At 69.3% G+C, this 16,655-nt stretch carries 13 protein-coding genes; 9 read left to right on the top strand and 4 right to left on the bottom strand.

Going from position 1 to position 16,655, the window contains the following annotated elements; all coding sequences use genetic code 11:
- Positions 1-50: 50 nt before the first annotated feature.
- On the bottom strand, positions 51-965 hold the full coding sequence (locus bpln_RS30020; protein ID WP_055141274.1) for a glutaminase: 915 nt from the start codon (positions 963-965) through the stop codon (positions 51-53).
- Between the two features lie 433 nt (positions 966-1,398).
- Between bpln_RS30020 and bpln_RS30015 the strand changes: the two genes are divergently transcribed.
- Together bpln_RS30015 and bpln_RS30010 are read left to right on the top strand one after the other, a co-directional pair.
- Positions 1,399-2,106 (top strand): response regulator, encoded by a 708-nt coding sequence (locus bpln_RS30015; RefSeq protein WP_055140855.1) that lies wholly within the window; start codon positions 1,399-1,401, stop codon positions 2,104-2,106.
- Positions 2,093-3,259 (top strand): ATP-binding protein, encoded by a 1,167-nt coding sequence (locus tag bpln_RS30010; RefSeq protein ID WP_055140854.1) that lies wholly within the window; start codon positions 2,093-2,095, stop codon positions 3,257-3,259. The genes bpln_RS30015 and bpln_RS30010 overlap by 14 nt, the downstream gene beginning before the upstream one ends.
- 212 nt (positions 3,260-3,471) lie before the next feature.
- Here the strand turns inward: bpln_RS30010 and bpln_RS30005 are convergent, their stop codons facing one another.
- Positions 3,472-6,087, bottom strand: a complete 2,616-nt coding sequence (locus bpln_RS30005) for a patatin-like phospholipase family protein (RefSeq protein ID WP_420807372.1) — start codon at positions 6,085-6,087, stop codon at positions 3,472-3,474.
- Positions 6,088-6,403: 316 nt separating this feature from the next.
- Between bpln_RS30005 and mreB the strand changes: the two genes are divergently transcribed.
- The 4 genes from mreB to bpln_RS29985 all read left to right on the top strand — a co-directional run bounded on the left by mreB (position 6,404) and on the right by bpln_RS29985 (position 11,675).
- A complete protein-coding gene (gene mreB, locus bpln_RS30000; protein WP_042628751.1) occupies positions 6,404-7,438 on the top strand; it encodes a rod shape-determining protein in 1,035 nt (344 codons plus the stop codon).
- 312 nt (positions 7,439-7,750) lie between these two features.
- Positions 7,751-10,018, top strand: a complete 2,268-nt coding sequence (locus bpln_RS29995; RefSeq protein WP_042628750.1) for an amylo-alpha-1,6-glucosidase — start codon at positions 7,751-7,753, stop codon at positions 10,016-10,018.
- Positions 10,019-10,200: 182 nt separating this feature from the next.
- Positions 10,201-10,467 carry a hypothetical protein gene (locus bpln_RS29990; protein ID WP_042628749.1) on the top strand — a complete coding sequence of 89 codons (267 nt, stop codon included), beginning with the start codon at positions 10,201-10,203 and terminating at the stop codon, positions 10,465-10,467.
- 725 nt (positions 10,468-11,192) lie between these two features.
- On the top strand, positions 11,193-11,675 hold the full coding sequence (locus bpln_RS29985; protein WP_055140853.1) for a VOC family protein: 483 nt from the start codon (positions 11,193-11,195) through the stop codon (positions 11,673-11,675).
- A 789-nt stretch (positions 11,676-12,464) separates the two neighbouring features.
- Here bpln_RS29985 and bpln_RS29980 read toward each other — a convergent pair.
- Entirely contained in the window at positions 12,465-13,463 is a 999-nt protein-coding gene (locus bpln_RS29980; protein WP_055140852.1) for an alcohol dehydrogenase catalytic domain-containing protein, read from the bottom strand.
- Between the two features lie 127 nt (positions 13,464-13,590).
- Here bpln_RS29980 and bpln_RS29975 point away from each other — a divergent pair, with 127 nt between their 5' ends.
- Positions 13,591-14,481, top strand: coding sequence for a LysR family transcriptional regulator (locus bpln_RS29975; protein ID WP_055140851.1), 891 nt, complete (start codon positions 13,591-13,593; stop codon positions 14,479-14,481).
- Between the two features lie 188 nt (positions 14,482-14,669).
- Here the strand turns inward: bpln_RS29975 and bpln_RS36360 are convergent, their stop codons facing one another.
- The gene (locus tag bpln_RS36360; RefSeq protein WP_148654230.1) at positions 14,670-14,966 is read right to left on the bottom strand and encodes a hypothetical protein; all 297 of its coding nucleotides are present in this window, start codon (positions 14,964-14,966) and stop codon (positions 14,670-14,672) included.
- Positions 14,967-15,107: 141 nt separating this feature from the next.
- On the opposite strand from bpln_RS36360, the gene bpln_RS29970 reads away from it, so the two are divergent.
- Together bpln_RS29970 and bpln_RS29965 are read left to right on the top strand one after the other, a co-directional pair.
- Positions 15,108-15,677 (top strand): fimbrial protein, encoded by a 570-nt coding sequence (locus bpln_RS29970; protein ID WP_123863829.1) that lies wholly within the window; start codon positions 15,108-15,110, stop codon positions 15,675-15,677.
- Positions 15,678-15,773: 96 nt separating this feature from the next.
- Positions 15,774-16,571, top strand: coding sequence for a fimbria/pilus periplasmic chaperone (locus bpln_RS29965; RefSeq protein ID WP_052498501.1), 798 nt, complete (start codon positions 15,774-15,776; stop codon positions 16,569-16,571).
- Positions 16,572-16,655: the final 84 nt, after the last annotated feature.

Raw genomic sequence — 16,655 nt, 5'->3', positions numbered from 1 at the left:
CGGCGGTCGAAGCGTCCGCCCGCCCGCCGCAACCTCGGCCCCGCGCGGCTTCAGAAGATCGAGCGTTCCGTGTAGCTCGTCAGCCATTCCAGCGCCAGCACGCCGGCCAGCGAATTGCCGTTCGCGTCGAGCCCCGGCGACCAGACGCAGACGGCCATCTCGCCCGGCAGCACCGCCACGATGCCGCCGCCCACGCCGCTCTTGGCCGGCAGCCCGACGCGATAAACGAAGTCGCCGGCCGCATCGTAGGTGCCGCAGGTCAGCATCAGCGCGGACAGCCGCTTGGCCGAACTCGCGTCCACCACGCGCTCGCCGGTCACCGGCGCCACGCCGCCGTTGGCGAGGAACAGCGCGGCCTGCGCCAGCTCCACGCAGTTCATCGAGATCGCGCACTGCCGGCAGTAGGCTTCCACCACCGCGTCGGGCGGCATCCACATGTTGCCGAAGCTGGCCATGAAATGCGCCATCGCGCGGTTGCGCTCGGCGTGCTGCCATTCGGACTGCGCCACGCGCGAGTCGTAGTCGATCTCGTTCGAGCCGATCAGCCGGCGGATGAATTCGACCAGCGCCGTCTCGGCGCGCACGAAGCGGCGGCTCAGCACGTCGGTGACCACCAGCGCGCCGGCGTTGATGAACGGGTTGCGCGGCTTGCCGCGCTCGCTTTCGAGCTGCACCAGCGAATTGAACGCGGTGCCCGACGGCTCGCGGCCCACGCGCTGCCAGAGCTCGTCGCCGAGCAGCTGGAACGCGAGCGTGCAGGCGAACAGCTTCGAGATGCTCTGGATCGAAAAGCGCTCGTGCGCGTCGCCCACCGTGTGGGTCTGGCCGTCGAGCGTGACGATCGCGATGCCGAAGCGCTCGGCGGGCACCTTCGCGAGTTCGGGGATGTAGTCGGCCACGCGTCCGGCGCCGATCCACGGCGCGATTTCGGTGTGGATGCGTTCGAGTATCGATGGGTAATTCATGACGGCGATCGGGCGGCGCACGGGGCGCCGAATTCAGCGAGCCCGTATGGAACCGTCTGCGCCGCGATTCGTCAAGCGCCGGACCGCTGCCGTGGCGACGCACGCGAACCGGGGCGGCTTCCGGACGGGTTGGCGGCGCGCAAACCGGCGCCCGTTTCAACGCGGTAAGCGCTTACCGGACGGATGCCGTGCCGCTTCCGCACTCGGTGCGTGACCGGCGCGGCAGTTCCTGGCGCCGTTTTGGTCCGACCAGTCTGGCCGCCGCGCTGCCGAAATCCTTGTCGCGCGCCCTGAATTGGGCGGATATCCGGCGCCGGCGGCAGTATGATTCGGATTATTCTCGAATATTACCGATGGTTACCGGTCGGTACGCGGCCCGACCTGCGCCCCGCCATCCCCGATTTTCCGCACGCAACACGTAACGATCTCGCCCATGCCTTTCCGGATTCTTCTCGTCGAGGACGACAGCCGTCTGTCCACCCTGATCACCGGCTATCTGCGCAAGCACGACTACGAAGTCGACACCGTGCTCGACGGCCACGCGGCCGTTCCCGCGATTCTCTCGTCGCGGCCCGACCTCGTGATCCTCGACGTGAACCTGCCGGGCAAGGACGGCTTCGAGATCTGCCGCGAGGCGCGCAAGCACTACGACGGCGTGATCGTGATGGTGACCGCGCGCGACGAGCCCTACGACGAACTGCTCGGGCTCGAGTTCGGCGCCGACGACTACGTGCGCAAGCCGGTCGAGCCGCGCATCCTGCTGGCGCGCATCAAGGCCCAGCTGCGGCGCTCGCCGGCGCGCACGGCCGAGTTCGGGGCCGAGCCGGAAGCGTTCACGTTCGGCAAGTTCTCGATCCATCGGGGCAACCGCTCGGTGCGGCTGCCGGACGGCTCGTCGCCCGATCTCACCTCGGCCGAGTTCGACCTGCTGTGGGCGCTGGCATGCCGCGCGGGCGAGGTGGTGAGCCGCGACGACCTGATGCTGCAACTGCGCGGCGTGGAGTTCGACGGGCTCGACCGCACCATCGACGGCCGCATCTCGAAGCTGCGCCGCAAGCTGCAGGACGACGCGAGCCACCCGCGGCGCATCAAGACGATCCGCAGCAAGGGCTACCAGTTCAGCACCCATGAGTGGGAATAGGATCGACCCGACCCGCCGCGGCGCGGCCTGCCCGCCGCCGCTGTCGCCGCCCTCGCGCCTGCCGGCGCTGCGCTACCTGCGCTGGCGCTGGCTGCGCTTCCGGCGCTCGTGGACCGACACGCGTGCCGACCGCATGCCGAGCTGGTCGCGGCTCTACCTGCGCGCCTACCTGCATCTGATGAGCCTGGTGTTGACGATGGTGGCGGTGCCGCTGCTGGCGCTGTCGGCCACGCTGTCGCCGCGCGTCGTGCTGGCGGGCTTCGAGGCACTGCCGGGCGGCGCGCTCGGCGTCGCGCTGTTCGTGATCGTGGTGCCGGCGCTCGCCACCTGGCGCTGGGCGCGCCCGACCTGGAGCGATCTCGTGATGGTGCGCGAGCGCGCCATCGATTTCAGCGGCGGGCGTTTCCACACGCGCGCGCGCGAATCGCACAGCGTGATCCTCGGCCCGCTCGCGCGCACCCTGAACGCGCTGGCGATGCGCATGGAGCGCCTGATCGAGGCCCAGCGCGACCTGACCAACGGCATCTCGCACGAACTGCGCACGCCGCTCGCGCGCGTGCGCTTCGCGCTCGAGGTGCTGCGCGATCCGGCCTCCGAGGCGGAGCGCCACGCCGCGCTCGACGGCATCGCGCAGGACGTGACCGAACTCGACGAGCTGATCGACATGAGCCTCACCTACGCGCGGCTCGAATACAGTTCGCTGCAATCGAACCTGGAGCCGACCGGGCTGGCCATCTGGCTCGAAACCCAGGTCCGCGACGTCGCCCAGCTCGACCCCACCAAGCGCATCGAGATGCGCATCGGCGTGCCGCGCGAGCTGCGCGTACACATGGATACGCGGCTGATGTCCTACGCGATCCGCAACCTGCTGCGCAACGCCGGCAAGTACGCGCTGTCGCGCATCGTGATCGGCGCCGCGACCGGCACCGACGGCGGCATCACGGTGTTCGTCGAGGACGACGGCCCGGGCGTGCCCGACATCGAGCGCGAGCGGATCTTCGACGCGTTCGTGCGGCTCGACCGCCATACGGCCGGCTACGGGCTCGGCCTCGCGATCACGCGGCTGGTGCTGCAGGCGCACCACGGCAGGATCGTCGTGACCGACGCGCGCGTGCTGTCCGGCGCGCGTTTCGAGATCGGCTGGCCGGGCTGACGGTTGCCGGCCGGTGATGGCCCGGCGAGGTGAGGACGAGGTGAGGGCGGGTGATGGTGGCGGGCCAGGGCGTGGCCGCCGCCGCGCGGCTGCGGTCCGGCCTTCGCCCGCGCTTCGAACGGCAGCCCGCCGTGGATTCGCGGCCGGGCGGTTCCGGCCGCCGCGATCGATCCATGCGCCATCGAGCGGGTTCAACCACGCTCGACCGGCGCTCAATAAGTCCGGCCGAGCTGGAAATACAGGTTGCGCACGCCGCCCGGCGCCAGTGCGACGCCCACGTAGATCGGCCCGAACGAGGTGGCGAAGCTCGCGAACAGCGAGTAGCTCTGCTTGAGCGGCCCGCTGCTGATCGAGTCGTCGGCGCTCCAGACGTTGCCGACCTCGGCGCTCGCACCCACGTAGAACGCCTTGATCGGCGACGCGTTGAACGTCATCAGCCGGTTCATGTAGGTGAGCTGGCCGTAGGCGAGCGCGTCGCCGCTCAGCTGGTCGGCCGCGTAGGCCGACAGGTGCTGGAAGCCGCCCAGCGTGAACGCGAGCAGGTTCACCGGGCTCACGCCGCCGAGGCTCTTGCCGCCCTCGATGCTCGCGCTGAGGCTGTGCCGGCCGAACTCCTGCGCGATCATCGCCTTGCCGAACAGCTCGGTATAGCGCGTGCGCTCGCTCGCGACGATCGAGCGGTCGACGCGCATCTCCAGGTAATAGCCGCGGCGCGGCAGCATCGGATCGTCGAGCTGGTCGATCAGCAGCCGCGCGCGCGCGGTGAGCTCGTGGCCGTTGTAGGGCTGGAACGCCTCGCCGATCGGCCGGCCGTCGGGCGTGGTGTCGAGCGGCAGGTTGTAGGTGGCCGAGGCGCTGCCGTGCGCGTAGGCGAGGCCCACCCGGAAGTCGCCGAGCCGCGCGATCGGCAGGCCCAGGTCGAGGCCGAGCCGCTGCGTCTGCAGCCGGTACTGGGTGAGCTTGTAGTCGTCGTAGTAGACGTTCGCGAAGCGCCGCTCCAGTTCCGCGTAGGGCGCGAGATAGAAGCCGTAGCGGCTCGACAGCGGCTGGCGCAGCTCGGTGCGCAGCGCCTGCAGGTCGCTGCCGAGCGTGGTGTCGGCGCGGAATTCGAGCCCCGATTCGGTCAGCCAGGGCCGCCGGTAGCCGACGTGGAAGCGGAAGCCGCCCTCGTCGCTGGAGCTGCTCGACATGCCGAGCCCGAACAGCAGGAAGTTCGGCCCCCAGTTCTTCTCGCGCGCGTCGATCAGCAGCGTGTTGCGGTTGCCGTCGGTGATCACCTGCTGCGTGACCGAATCGAAGTTGCCGCTGGTCGACAGCGCGAGCAGGTCGCGGTTGATGGCCTGCGGATCGTAGATGTCGCCGGGCTTCACGTGCAGCGCGTCGGCCACCACGCGCTTGGGCACCGGGCCGCCCGCGCGGATCTCGATTTCGGCGAGCCGCACCGGCGGCGCCGGCGCGCGCGCGTGCGCGGCGCGGTAGGCCGCGTAGTCGGCCGGCGACAGCGCGTAGCGTTCGAGTTGCGGCAGCGCGGCGTTGGCCGCCGCCTCGCCGGCCTTGATCGCCTGCTGGGCGTTCTGGAAATCGATGAACGACAGCGAGCCGAGATCGGGTTCGAGCAGCACGTCGCCGCGGTGCAGCTGCGCGTGCTGCTGCGCGACGTTCTGGCGGATCAGGATGCCGAGCATCTGCTGGATCACGTCGGCCGCCGAGGCGAGCGAATCGAGCGGGCGCAATTGCGAGCCGATGTCCACGGCGATCACCAGGTCGGCGCCCATCCGGCGCGCGGTGCTGACCGGCAGGTTGCTGACGAGGCCGCCGTCCACCAGCGTGCGGCCCGCGATCTCGGTGGGCGAGAACAGGCCCGGCAGCGCCATGCTGGCGCGGATCGCGAGCGGCAGCGAGCCGTGGTCGAGCACCACCATGTGGCCGTTGCCGAGGTCGGTGGCGACCGCGCGGAACGGCACCGGCAGCTTGTCGAACGACTGGTTGACGGGCACCGCTGCGGTCCAGTCGGCCAGCAGCGCCTGCAGCCGGTTGCCCTGGATCAGCCCGGCCGGCGCCTTGAAGCCGTTCGGGCCGAAGCCCACCGTCAGGCCGCCGATGTAGTGCTCCTCGTCCTCGCGGCGCTTCTGGGGCAGGTCCGCGCGATCGACGACGTCGAACGCGATGTCGGTGAGGTTCACCCCGGAGAGCCGCCGCGCCATCTCGTCGGCGCCCATCCCGCTCGCGTAGAGGCCGCCGACCACGGCGCCCATGCTGGTGGCCGCGATGCAGTCGACCGGGATGCGATGCGTTTCCAGCACCTTCAGGACACCCAAATGCGCGTAGCCGCGCGCGCCGCCGCCTGACAACACCAGGCCGATCGACGGCCGGCCCGGCGGGCCGCCGTTCGCGACGCAGGCGTGGGTGGGGGCGCTGTCGTCGGTGGGGGCGGTGGTTGAGGGCGATACGGTCGTCGAGGGGGCCGCCGCCGGGGCTTCTGCTGCCATTGCCGGCGCGGCAGCGTTTTCTCCGTTTGCATTGCGCTGCGCCTGCATCGCCGCGAGCGCCGCGGCCCAGGCCGTCGGGTTGGTCGGTGCGCCCGGTGCCGCCAAGGCGGCCTGCGCGGCCGGCCCGTTCACCGCTTCGGCCCGCGCCGTGGCGGGCAGCGCGCAGCAGGCCCAGCCGAGCGCGGCGAACGCGAGGCGCACGACCTGCGCGGCAAGCGGGCCATGGCGGCCATCGCGGGAGGAGACGGATTCAGGCCCGGCAGCCGGCAGCGGCGCGCGCGCAGCGAGGCGGTCGGCGGACGATTCGCGGTGCGAGGCGGAGGAGGCGATGAGGCGCATTTCTACTGTTGATATCGGTATGGCGTGGTTGCGCGGCGGTGAATGCGCGGCCCCAGCCGAAAGAGTACAGACTTTGCGCCCGCCGTCAATTCATGCGGTCGATGTCAGGGAGTCCCGACTTTTCCGTCAAATTGTCAATTGGACATCGGAATATTCTCCATTGACCCGGAATTACCTACAGTAGAAACTTCCGGTCGACGGCGCATCATCATCGATGCGCGCGCGAGCGGGCAACGAGCGAGCGGTACCGGCGCGGGGAAATGCCGGATCGGGCCGGGTTCGCGCGTATTCGTCGGTCAGTTCGTCGGGGCACACAATGTCGACACCCATGCTGGGCAGGCTTTTCTCGAACGACGTCGCGGTCGATCCGGGCACCGCGAGCACGCTTATTTACACGCAGGAACGCGGCGTGGTGCTGAACCAGCCATCGGTGGTCTGCTTCCGCAAATCGGGCGCGCATGCCGAAAAGGCGCGGGTCGAGGCGGTCGGCGAACTGGCCAAGGCGCTGCTCGGGCGCGTGCCCGAGCATCTCGAGGCGGTGCGCCCGCTGCGGCACGGCGTGATCGCGCATTATCCGGCGGCCGAGCAGATGATCCGCCAGTTCGTCGGCATGTCGCACGCGCGCTCGCTGTTCGGGCGGCGCATCGCGTTCACCATGTGTGTGCCGTCGAGCGCCACCGCCGTCGAGCGGCGCGCGCTGCGCGAGGCCGCCATGGCGGCCGGCGCCTCGCGCGTGAGCCTGATCGACCAGTCGCTCGCGGCCGCGCTCGGCGCGGGGCTGCCTGTCACCGAGGCGGTCGGCTCGATGGTGGTGGACATCGGCGGCGGCACCACCGAGGTCGGCGTCGTGTCGCTCGGCGGCGTGGTCTACCAGCAGTCGGTGCGGGTCGGCGGCGACCAGTTCGACGCGGCCATCATCAACCACGTGCGCGGCCTCTACAACGTGCTGCTCGGCGAGCAGACCGCCGAGCACGTCAAGAAGCAGATCGGCTCGGCCTGCCGCTCGGTGCCGCGCGAATCGATGCGCGCGGTCGGGCGTGGCGTCGAGGACGGCCTGCCGCGCACCATCGAGCTGTCGAACCACGACGTGGCCGAGGCGCTCGCGGCGCCGCTGAACCAGGTCATCACCACGGTCAAGGCCGCGCTCGAGAAGGCGCCGCCCGAACTCGTGACCGATATCGCGCATCGCGGCATCGTGCTGACGGGCGGCGGCGCGCTGCTTGCTCATCTCGACCGGCGCCTGTTCGACGAGACGGGCCTCGCGGTGCGTGTCGCCGACGAGCCGTTGAGCTGCGCCGTGCGCGGTGCCGGCGAGGCGATGGGCCGGCTGGAGGCCGACGTCGATCACTGACGGTCGTTATCTCGTTTTGTCCCGCCGTCCGGCTGGCCGGCGCGACGCCGGCCCGGCACGGCGGGCGGTTGCCGGAGCGGGCGCCCATCCACCGCTACCCGCGCGCGATCCGGGCCGCCACCGGCTGGCTCCCCATCATCCACGGCCCGTTCCCTGACGCCCGCCCGCGGGCGGCGGCGCGTCCTGCCGTCCACCGCGCCGGATTCGCGACGCTGCGTGGCGGGCACATTCTGGCCTATCCTGTGGCGAATCGGGGTGCGAGCAGAGACCGGTTCGCCGCCCCTTTCCCGTGGACCGCAGTCAGGAGTCGCAATGCCCGGTATTCCAGCAGATCACGCTTCCTCGACGGCCGCGCAGGCTGTTGCCGCCACCTCCTCCGCGCCGCCGGTGGCGCCGCCCGCGGGCGCCGCGGCGCCCCCCTTCATCGCCCCCGAACCCGGCTCGCAGAAACCCGTGCGCGGCAGCCAGCACGTGCTGAAGTCGGGCGACGCGTTCGTCGTCAGCGACGCGCTCGGCGACATCTCCGGTCACGACGACGGCCTGTTCGTCGACGACATGCGCGTGCTGTCGGGCTGGCGCCTCACGTTCGGCGGCCGCGCGCCGTCGCTGCTGTCGGGCGCGACCAGCGCCGACAACGCCTCGTTCACCGCGCATCTGACCAACCGGCCGCTGCCGCCGCTCGGCGGCCACGAGATGCCGGAAGGCATGATCCACATCGAGCGGATGCGCGTGCTTTCCGACAACGTGCTCTACGAGGCGCTGACGCTGACCAACTACGGCACGACCGACGCCGAGGTGCCGCTGTCGATCTCGTTCGCCGCCGATTTCCTCGACATGTTCGAGGTGCGCGGCACGCCGCGCGAGCGACGCGGCGAGGTGGCGGCGCCGCACGTCGATGCGGGCCAGGTGCGGCTGCGCTACGACGGCCTCGACGGCGTCGCGCGCACGGTGCGGATCGGCTTCTCGCCGGCGCCGGTGCGGCTCGATACCGAGCGCGCCGACTATACGCAGACGATCGCCGCGCAGGCCTGCGTGTCGATCTACCTGACGGTGGAGGCGCGCATCGAGCGCGACGGCGAGCCGGCCGAGCCGTCGCAGCCGCTCGCGGAGGCGGGCCGGCCCGGCCTGCGCCGCGCGCTGGTGCAGGTCCACCGCAAGATGCGCGAACGGCGCCGCATGACCGCGCGCGTGCGCACCAGCAACCCGCTGTTCAACGCCTGGCTGGAGCGTTCGCTCGCCGATCTCGGCCTGCTGACCACCCAGCTCGAGACGGGGCCGTATCCGTATGCCGGCATTCCGTGGTTCTCCACGCCGTTCGGCCGCGACGCGGTGATCACCTCGCTGCAGATGCTGTGGCTGCAGCCGTCGCTCGCACGCGGCGTGCTGCGCTTCCTCGCGGAGCACCAGGCGCGCGAGGCGTCGGCATTCCGCGACGCCGAGCCGGGCAAGATCATGCACGAGTTCCGCCGCAGCGAGATGGCGGCCACCGGCGAGGTGCCGTTCGCGCTCTATTACGGCGGCGTCGACACCACGCCGCTGTTCGTGGTGCTGGCGGGCGCCTACCTGGAGCAGACCGGCGACGCGGCGCTGATCGACGAACTGTGGCCCGCGCTCGAGCGCGCCGCCGACTGGGTCGCGCGCGCCTGCGACCGCAATCCGCTCGGCCTGCTCGACTATCAGAAGACCTCCGAGCGCGGCCTCGCGAACCAGGGCTGGAAGGACAGCCACGATTCGGTGTTCCACGCCGACGGCCGCTTTCCGGAAGGGCCGATCGCGCTGGTGGAGGTGCAGGCCTACGCTTGCGCGGCGTTCGACGCGATGGCGACGTTCTCCACGCATCGCGGCGACGCGGAACGGGCCGCCGGCTACGCGGCGCGCGCCCGGAAGCTGCGCGAGGCGGTGGAGACGCACTACTGGATGCCGGAGGCGAATTTCTACGGGATCGCGCTGGACGGACGCGGCGAGCTGTGCCGTGTGCTGGCGTCGAACGCGGGGCACCTGCTCGCGTTCGGGCTGCCCGAGGCGAGCCGCGGCGAGGCCGTGGCGGCCACGCTGGACTCGTCGCTGTTCCGCACCGGCTGGGGCGTTCGCACGCTCGCGGCCGGCCAGCCGCGCTTCAACCCGATGGCCTACCACAACGGCTCGGTCTGGCCGCACGACAACGCGCTGGCCGCGCGCGGCTTCGCGCGCTACGGCAACAAGACGGCCGCCACCGAGCTGCTGCGCGCGCTGTTCGAGGCGGCGGTCAGCTTCGACATGCGCCTGCCCGAGCTGTTCTGCGGCTTCCCGCGCCGGCGCGGCGAGCCGCCCACGGCCTATCCGGTCGCCTGCTTGCCGCAGGCCTGGGCGGCCGGCTCGCCGTTCATGATGCTGCAGGCCTGTCTCGGCGTGAGCGTCGACGCCGCGCGCGGCGAGGTGCGCATCGAGCGCCCGGCGCTGCCCGAGGGGATCGCCTGGCTCGATCTCGACGGGTTGCGCGTGGGCGACGAAACGGTCTCGCTGACGTTCCGCCGGGTCGGCGGCCAGGTGGTGGCGGCCGCGCAGGGCAACGGGCGCGTGAAGGTGGTGGCGGCGCTGTAGGCAGGCGGCCCGGCGGGCGGCGGGAGCGGTCGAGCAAGTGGAACGGGCCGTGGCCAGCCGCCGCGTCCGGTCCGGCCGCCCGCCCGCCCGGCCCGCGCGGGAATCACGCGGGCACCGCGTGGTCGAATCGATGGAGCGCGCCGCGTCCGGCGGCGCATCGTTCAGTTCAAGGAGATGGCACCATGACCCAGGAAACCCGGCCCGACGAAGGCCGCCCGCTTGACCGCGACGCGCAGCTCGAACAGATGGAAGCGGCGATCGACCACCTGCATGCGTCGGTCGCCTCGCAGTCGATCGCGACGGGCGCGGCCAAGGGGCTCGCGTTCAGCCTGATCGAGACGCTCGGCACGCTGATCGGCGACCCGGACCTGCCCGAGCATGCGCGTTCGGGCTACGAGGCGCTGCGCGCCAAGGCCGACGAACTGATGTCCTCGCTCGACCGGCACTGAACCGGCGGCGCAGGCCGCTGCCCGTCCGTGAGGCGCGAACGGAAAGACCTGTCGGATCAACGGCTTGGGCTGGCGATCCGGCTGATATCCACACGCTTGCGCACATCATCTGTTGACAACCCGGCGACCGGTGCGATTTTCGCGCCGGTCGCTTTTTTTCGACGCTCGGCCGGGTGCCGGCCGCCAGCCGACGCCGGCCTCGCGGCCGTCGGCGGTCCGCCGAAAAGCCGTGCAGGTCGTGGCTTGGTGCCCGCCGGCGGCTGCCCGGCGAGGCGTGTACGCAAGCCCCTGCCGCCGTCGCGCCGGGCTCCGCGCGGCCCCCGATCCGGGCCATTTCGTGACGAAGTCGTGAGCGTTCCGACAGGGTCGAAAAAAATCCTCTTCCGATCAATGGCTTGGCGATGCGGGCTCGCTGATATCCACAGGTTTGCCAACAAAAACTGTGGATAACTTTACCTTTGCCGCGCCATCGAGATCGGTACCCGATACCGATTGTCAAGACCGACCGCCGATACCGGTACCCGGCCGCGGTGCCATCCTCCATCGGGTCATCCCGCCTCGTGGCGTCGACGCGCGCCGGCGCGCGAGGTTTTTTCGCTGGCCGTGTCGATTTCGGACGGGCCCGCGCGTCGTGGTATCGGGCGAGCGCGCCGCCGGGGTGTCGTGCCGGTGCTTTTGCCCGTCCTCCGTCACCGACGATTCATTCGCGCCAAGGAGCCGACATCATGTCCGCCGCCGTCAAACCGATTCCCGAAGGCATGCACAGCCTCACCCCGCACCTGATCTGCAACGGCGCCGCCGCGGCGATCGCGTTCTACCGCGATGCGTTCGGCGCGGTCGAGACGAGCCGGCTGCCCGGCCCCGACGGCAAGCTGATGCACGCGTCGATCCGCATCGGCGATTCGACGCTGATGCTGGCCGACGAGATCGCCGGCTGCGGCGTGGCCGGCCCGCGCACGCCGAACGGCTCGCCCGTGATGCTGCACTTGTACGTGGAGGATGCCGACGCGGTGATGGCGCGTGCCATCGCGGCCGGCGCGACGCTGACGATGCCCGTCGCCGAGATGTTCTGGGGCGACCGCTACGGCCAGCTCGAGGATCCGTTCGGCCATCGCTGGTCGGTGGCCACGCACCTGCGCGATCTCACGCCCGAGCAGGTGCGCGAGGGGATGGCGCAATGCATGCGCGACGCGCCGCCGGCACGCTGAACGCCGCCCGGCTGCCGCATCCGTGGTGCCCGGCAATAAACCGTGCCCGATCAATGCCTTGCGGCGCGGATGCGCAGGAAATCCACAAAGTTGCCAACAGAAATTGTGGACAACAGGCGGCCGACGGCGTGCCCGGCGGCGGTGACGCTTTCGTGACCCACCCGAAGAAACCTCGGAAGATCAATGGCTTGAGGTGAATGGCCTCAGGATGTCCACAAGCTTGCCAACAAAAAATGTGGACAACATGGGCGCCTGGCTCGCGGGCCGGAGCGGCCCGGCGGCGGCGCTTCGCGCGGGGTGGAAGGCGCCATTGCACCGGCGCGGCGTGCAGCGGCGGTGGCCGAAACCGCCTGCCGACAATGGTTGCAAAGACAACTAACTGCCCATGCGGGCGTTGATCCGAAACGGCTTTTTGGTGCCGTGGGTGCGATGTCCGCCATGTGGGCAGGCGCCCGGAGAGCCTGCCGAATACCGGTGTCGTAAAAAATAGGTCAATCGAATCAAACGGTTGGCGAAGTCACGCTGAAGATATCCACAAACTTGCCAACAAAAACTGTGGACAAGCACGGCATCGGGCCGCGCTCGCAACAACCGTGACCGATTCGTGCTCGCCGAGAAAAAGACGCGTTTGATCAATGGCTTATGGAAGGCATGCGCAAGTCATCCACAAGCTTGCCAACATTTTCTGTGGATAACGTCGCGCGCGGCGGAGGCGGCCGTCTACGGGATGGCGGGCGCATCGCCCTCCCGATCCTTCGCACGAACGTGACGGCCCCCGCGCCACCGCCGTCACGGCACCAGAATTGCCTTGCTCGCGTCCGCCGGCGCATAGGCCATCGCCGCCTCGATCTGCTCGAAGCGGAACGTCTCGCCCTGGTGCGTGGCGAACAGCGGATCGTCGATCACGCCCTCGAGCAGGCCGAGCGCGGCTTCGAGCCGTCCCGGCGCCTTCACCGTGGCGCTCTCGAAGTTGCTGAAGCGCCGCATCACGAAGTTCTTCATCATGAACAGCGCGGACGGAATCGCCACCGGCTCGGCGCCGCCGAGAAAGCCGTAGAAATGGAACGTCGTGTTGGCCGGCAGGCTCGGCGCGATCGCGCCCACCAGCGCGCCGCCCACGCCGTCGAACACGGCGGTGGCCGCGAGCCGCGCCGACAGATCGGTGAGCGCGTCGGCGAAACCCGCCTCGCCCGTGACGAGGACATGCTCGACGCCGCGCAGCCGCAGCGCGTCGCGCGCCGCCGCGCTGCGCACCAGCAGGATCGCCGGTAGCCCGCGGCGCCGCGCGAGCGCGGCCAGCGCCAGGCCGGTCGCCGAGTTGCCGGCCGTGGCGATCACGCCGCGATGGCCGGCCGCGACGATTTCCTCGAGAAACGCATGGGCCGTGATGACATTCACGAGCGAGCCGCAGTAGTCGCGCGCCGGCACCGTGTCGGGCAGGATCAGGCAGTTCGTGTACGGCATCTGCGCGCGCTCGCACCAGAGGCCGATGCTGTCGGCGCTGCGGCCGAGCGAGCGGTATGCCGCCACCTGCCGCCCCGCATGGCGCGCGGGCACGCCGGCGCCCACCGCCACCACCGTGCCCGCGCCCGAGGCGCCCCACACGTCGTGGCGCGTGGCGGCCAGCGCCGCGCCGGCCGCGCCCGGCTGCCGGAGGAAGGTCTTGTCGCCGTGGTTGATCGCCGCCGCCGTCATGTCGACGAGGACATGCCCCGGCGCCGGTTCGGCGGGGGCGGGAATCTCTCGGACTTCCAGTTCCCGGCTCGGGGTCACGCAAATCGCTTTCATCGGTGTGTACTCCAGTGGATTCGGCCGCCAGTCGGCCCGGGCATGACTTCATCACGAGCATTGATTGCGCGAAATGCCGATCCATGCATACCATCGATTCCATTTCGGAATTGATGGGGAGCGAACCATGGACCGACTGGATGCGATGCGCCTGTTCGTGCGGCTCGTCGAATGCGGCAGCTTCACCGCCGTCGCGCGCGCGGAGGGCATCGGGCAGCCGGCCGTGAGCAAGCAGATCGACGCGCTCGAGCGCTATCTGGGCGTGCAGTTGCTGTCGCGCACCTCGCGGCGCGTGGTCGTGACCGATGCCGGCCACGCGTTCCACGATTCGGCGAAGACGCTGCTCGACGATTTCGACGCGGTCGAATCCTCGGTCGGCACGCGGCAGCGCGCGCCGCGCGGGCTGATCCGGCTCAACACCGCGCCCGGCCATGGCCGGCTCTGCATCACGCCGCTGCTGCCCGAATTCTTCCGGCGCTATCCGGACGTGGAGATCCAGATGTCGGTGTCGGAGCGCCATGTCGACCTGATCGGCGACGGCATCGACCTGGCCGTGCGCCATGGCCGGATGGCCGATTCGTCGATCACGGCGCGCAAGCTCTACGAATCGCCGATGGTGCTGGCGGCGAGCCCGGACTATCTCGCCGCGCGGCCCCTGCCGCGCGTCGTCGCCGACCTCGACGCGCAACGCTGCATCGTGTTCGCGCACGGGCGCGAGCGTTATGCGTGGTCGTTCCGCGTGGACGGGCAGCCACTGTCGTATCTGCCTCAGGGCGCGTTCACGACCGGCGACGCCGAGCAGGTGCGCGCCGCCGTGCTGTGCGGCCTCGGCATCTCGCAGGTGCCGAGATGGCTGCTGGCCGACGAGATCGACGCGGGCGCGGTGACGGTGCTGCTGCCGGCATGGCAGCCCGAGCCGCTCGACGTGCATCTGGCCTATCCGGCCGGGCGTCGCGTGCCGGCGCGCGTCAAGGTGTTGATCGACTATCTGGTGGAGGTGTTTGCCGGGCAGCCGTGATGGCGGCCGGCTTGGCATCTCGAAATTTCTCGATATTTTCGAAATAATTCAATGATCCAATGTGTATGAAAGTGGATTTGTGTTACTGGTCTTTCAGTAAAGAAATTTAAATAAAAAAAGTTAGAAAAATGTCATGCGGCATGACTTGCATCAACGTTGCAATTCGGCTAAATGTCAATCTTTTAATTTCAAATGACGAGGCGCTGGCGTGATGTTGCCGCGGCGGAAGCCGCCTTGCGCGCGTCGCGATTCCATTGCATGGCGTGACTGTCGTTTGGGCGATGCGTCGTTTTGCATTCACATGCCACCCGCATGATCATGGTTTTCAATTTTCTACTTGCCTTCTTGCAGGCGATGTCGATGCTGGCGGCGGCAGGCAAGCCGGCGAATGCCGCTTTATCCAGGACGATGCCGTCGTCGGTCGTTGAGTGGCCAACGCGTTGTCGCGCTAATTCTGATCGAGAATTTTTTTCATTTTCACGCATTGTCCGGCGTGTTGATTGGAGGGCTTTTTAATGGTGAATCTTCATTGAACGGATGTCGCGGTTGAGCCGGATGGTCGTGAAGTCTTCTATGTCTCGCGGCCGATTGTCGAGTGGTGGAAGTTTATTTTCATGAGATTGAAAATGGGAAAAATCGCAAAAATCGTCACGTCCCTGGTTGCCGTGTCATCCGTGGGGGTTGTCGGCCCCGCGTTCGCGGCGGACGGCACGATCATGTTCACCGGTAAGGTCAACGCGCAGACCTGCACGATCAACGGCGGCGGCAGCAGCTCGAAGGATTTCACGGTGGCACTGCCGAACGTGTCGGCCAGCCAGCTCGCCGCGGCCGGCGCAACGGCGGGGCGCACCGGCTTCAGCATCGCGCTGACGAACTGTACGCCGGCAACGGGCAACGTCCACACGTTCTTCGAAGCGGGGCCGACCATCGATCCTTCGACGGGCAATCTCGTCCTGGTCAAAGGCGATCAGCCCGATGCCACCGACGTCGCCGACAACGTCCAGATCTCGCTGCTCAATGGCGACCAGACCAAGATCCAGCTCGGTGCGCCCGACGCTTCGCAGAATTCGAAGTCCGTCCCGATTGACAAGAGCGGCGCGGCCACCCTGTCGTATTTCGCGGAGTACGTGGCCACCGGCACGGCGAGCGGCGGCTCGGCGAATTCGAGCGTGATGTATTCGATCGCTTACCAGTAATCCGGTGTCCTTCGGTTCGGGCCGGATGGCGCCCGCCCGCTCGCAGCGGCTGGCGCGCCACCCGGCCGTTTCGTCTGCAACCATCTGGAGCTGACCATGGTATGGAGGAAGACCGTCCGGCTCGCGTGGCTCGCGGGATGCGCCGCCTGGCTGATGCAGTCCGCGGCGCCGGTGTCGGCCTCCGTGGTGATCGGCGCGACCCGCGTGATTTACGACGCGCCGGAGCCTGAAGTCACGCTCAGGCTGTCAAACGTGGGGCAGTCGCCCGCGCTGGTGCAATCGTGGATCGATACCGGCCAACTCTACAGCGCGCCGTCCGACATCAGCGTGCCGTTCACGGTGACGCCGCCGATCGCGCGCATCGATCCGTCGAAGTCGCAGACGCTGCGCATCATCTATACGGGCGAGGCGCTGCCCGGCGATCGCGAGTCGGTGTTCTGGCTCAACGTGCTCGAGGTACCGCCGAAACCGGCCACCCGTGACGCCGAATCGCATCGGCTCCAGCTGGCGTTCCGTTCGCGCATCAAGCTGTTTTATCGCCCCGAGCATCTGCCGGGGACGGCCAACGGCGCGCCGTCGCGGCTGACGTGGCGGCTCGCGCGCGTGGGCGGCGCGCTCGTCGCCGAGGCGCACAACCCCACGGCGTTCCATGTCTCGCTGACGAAGCTGAGCGTCATCGAGGGCGACAAGACCGCGACGTTCGACGACGGCGCGATGATCGATCCGCACGGCACCCATCGGTTCGCGCTGCATGGCGATGCGCTCGACGTCGCGCCCGGTGCGCCGGACCTGACGGTGCGCTACGACACGTTGAACGATTTCGGCGGCGTGGCCGAGAGGAGCGCGCCGATCCGGGCGGGCCAGGCGTCCCGCGGGAGCGGTCGCGACGACTAGCGGCCGGCTTCGCCGCCGGGTCCGGGTTCGCTCATTTTTCGTTGCAGGCACGACGTTCGGCCGGATGCGAGCGTGCCTGCAAGC

Origin of the sequence: Burkholderia plantarii, assembly GCF_001411805.1 — a bacterium.
In the GTDB taxonomy this organism is placed as follows: Bacteria; Pseudomonadota; Gammaproteobacteria; order Burkholderiales; family Burkholderiaceae; genus Burkholderia; species Burkholderia plantarii.
This window is presented reverse-complemented; position numbering and strand designations above follow the sequence as displayed.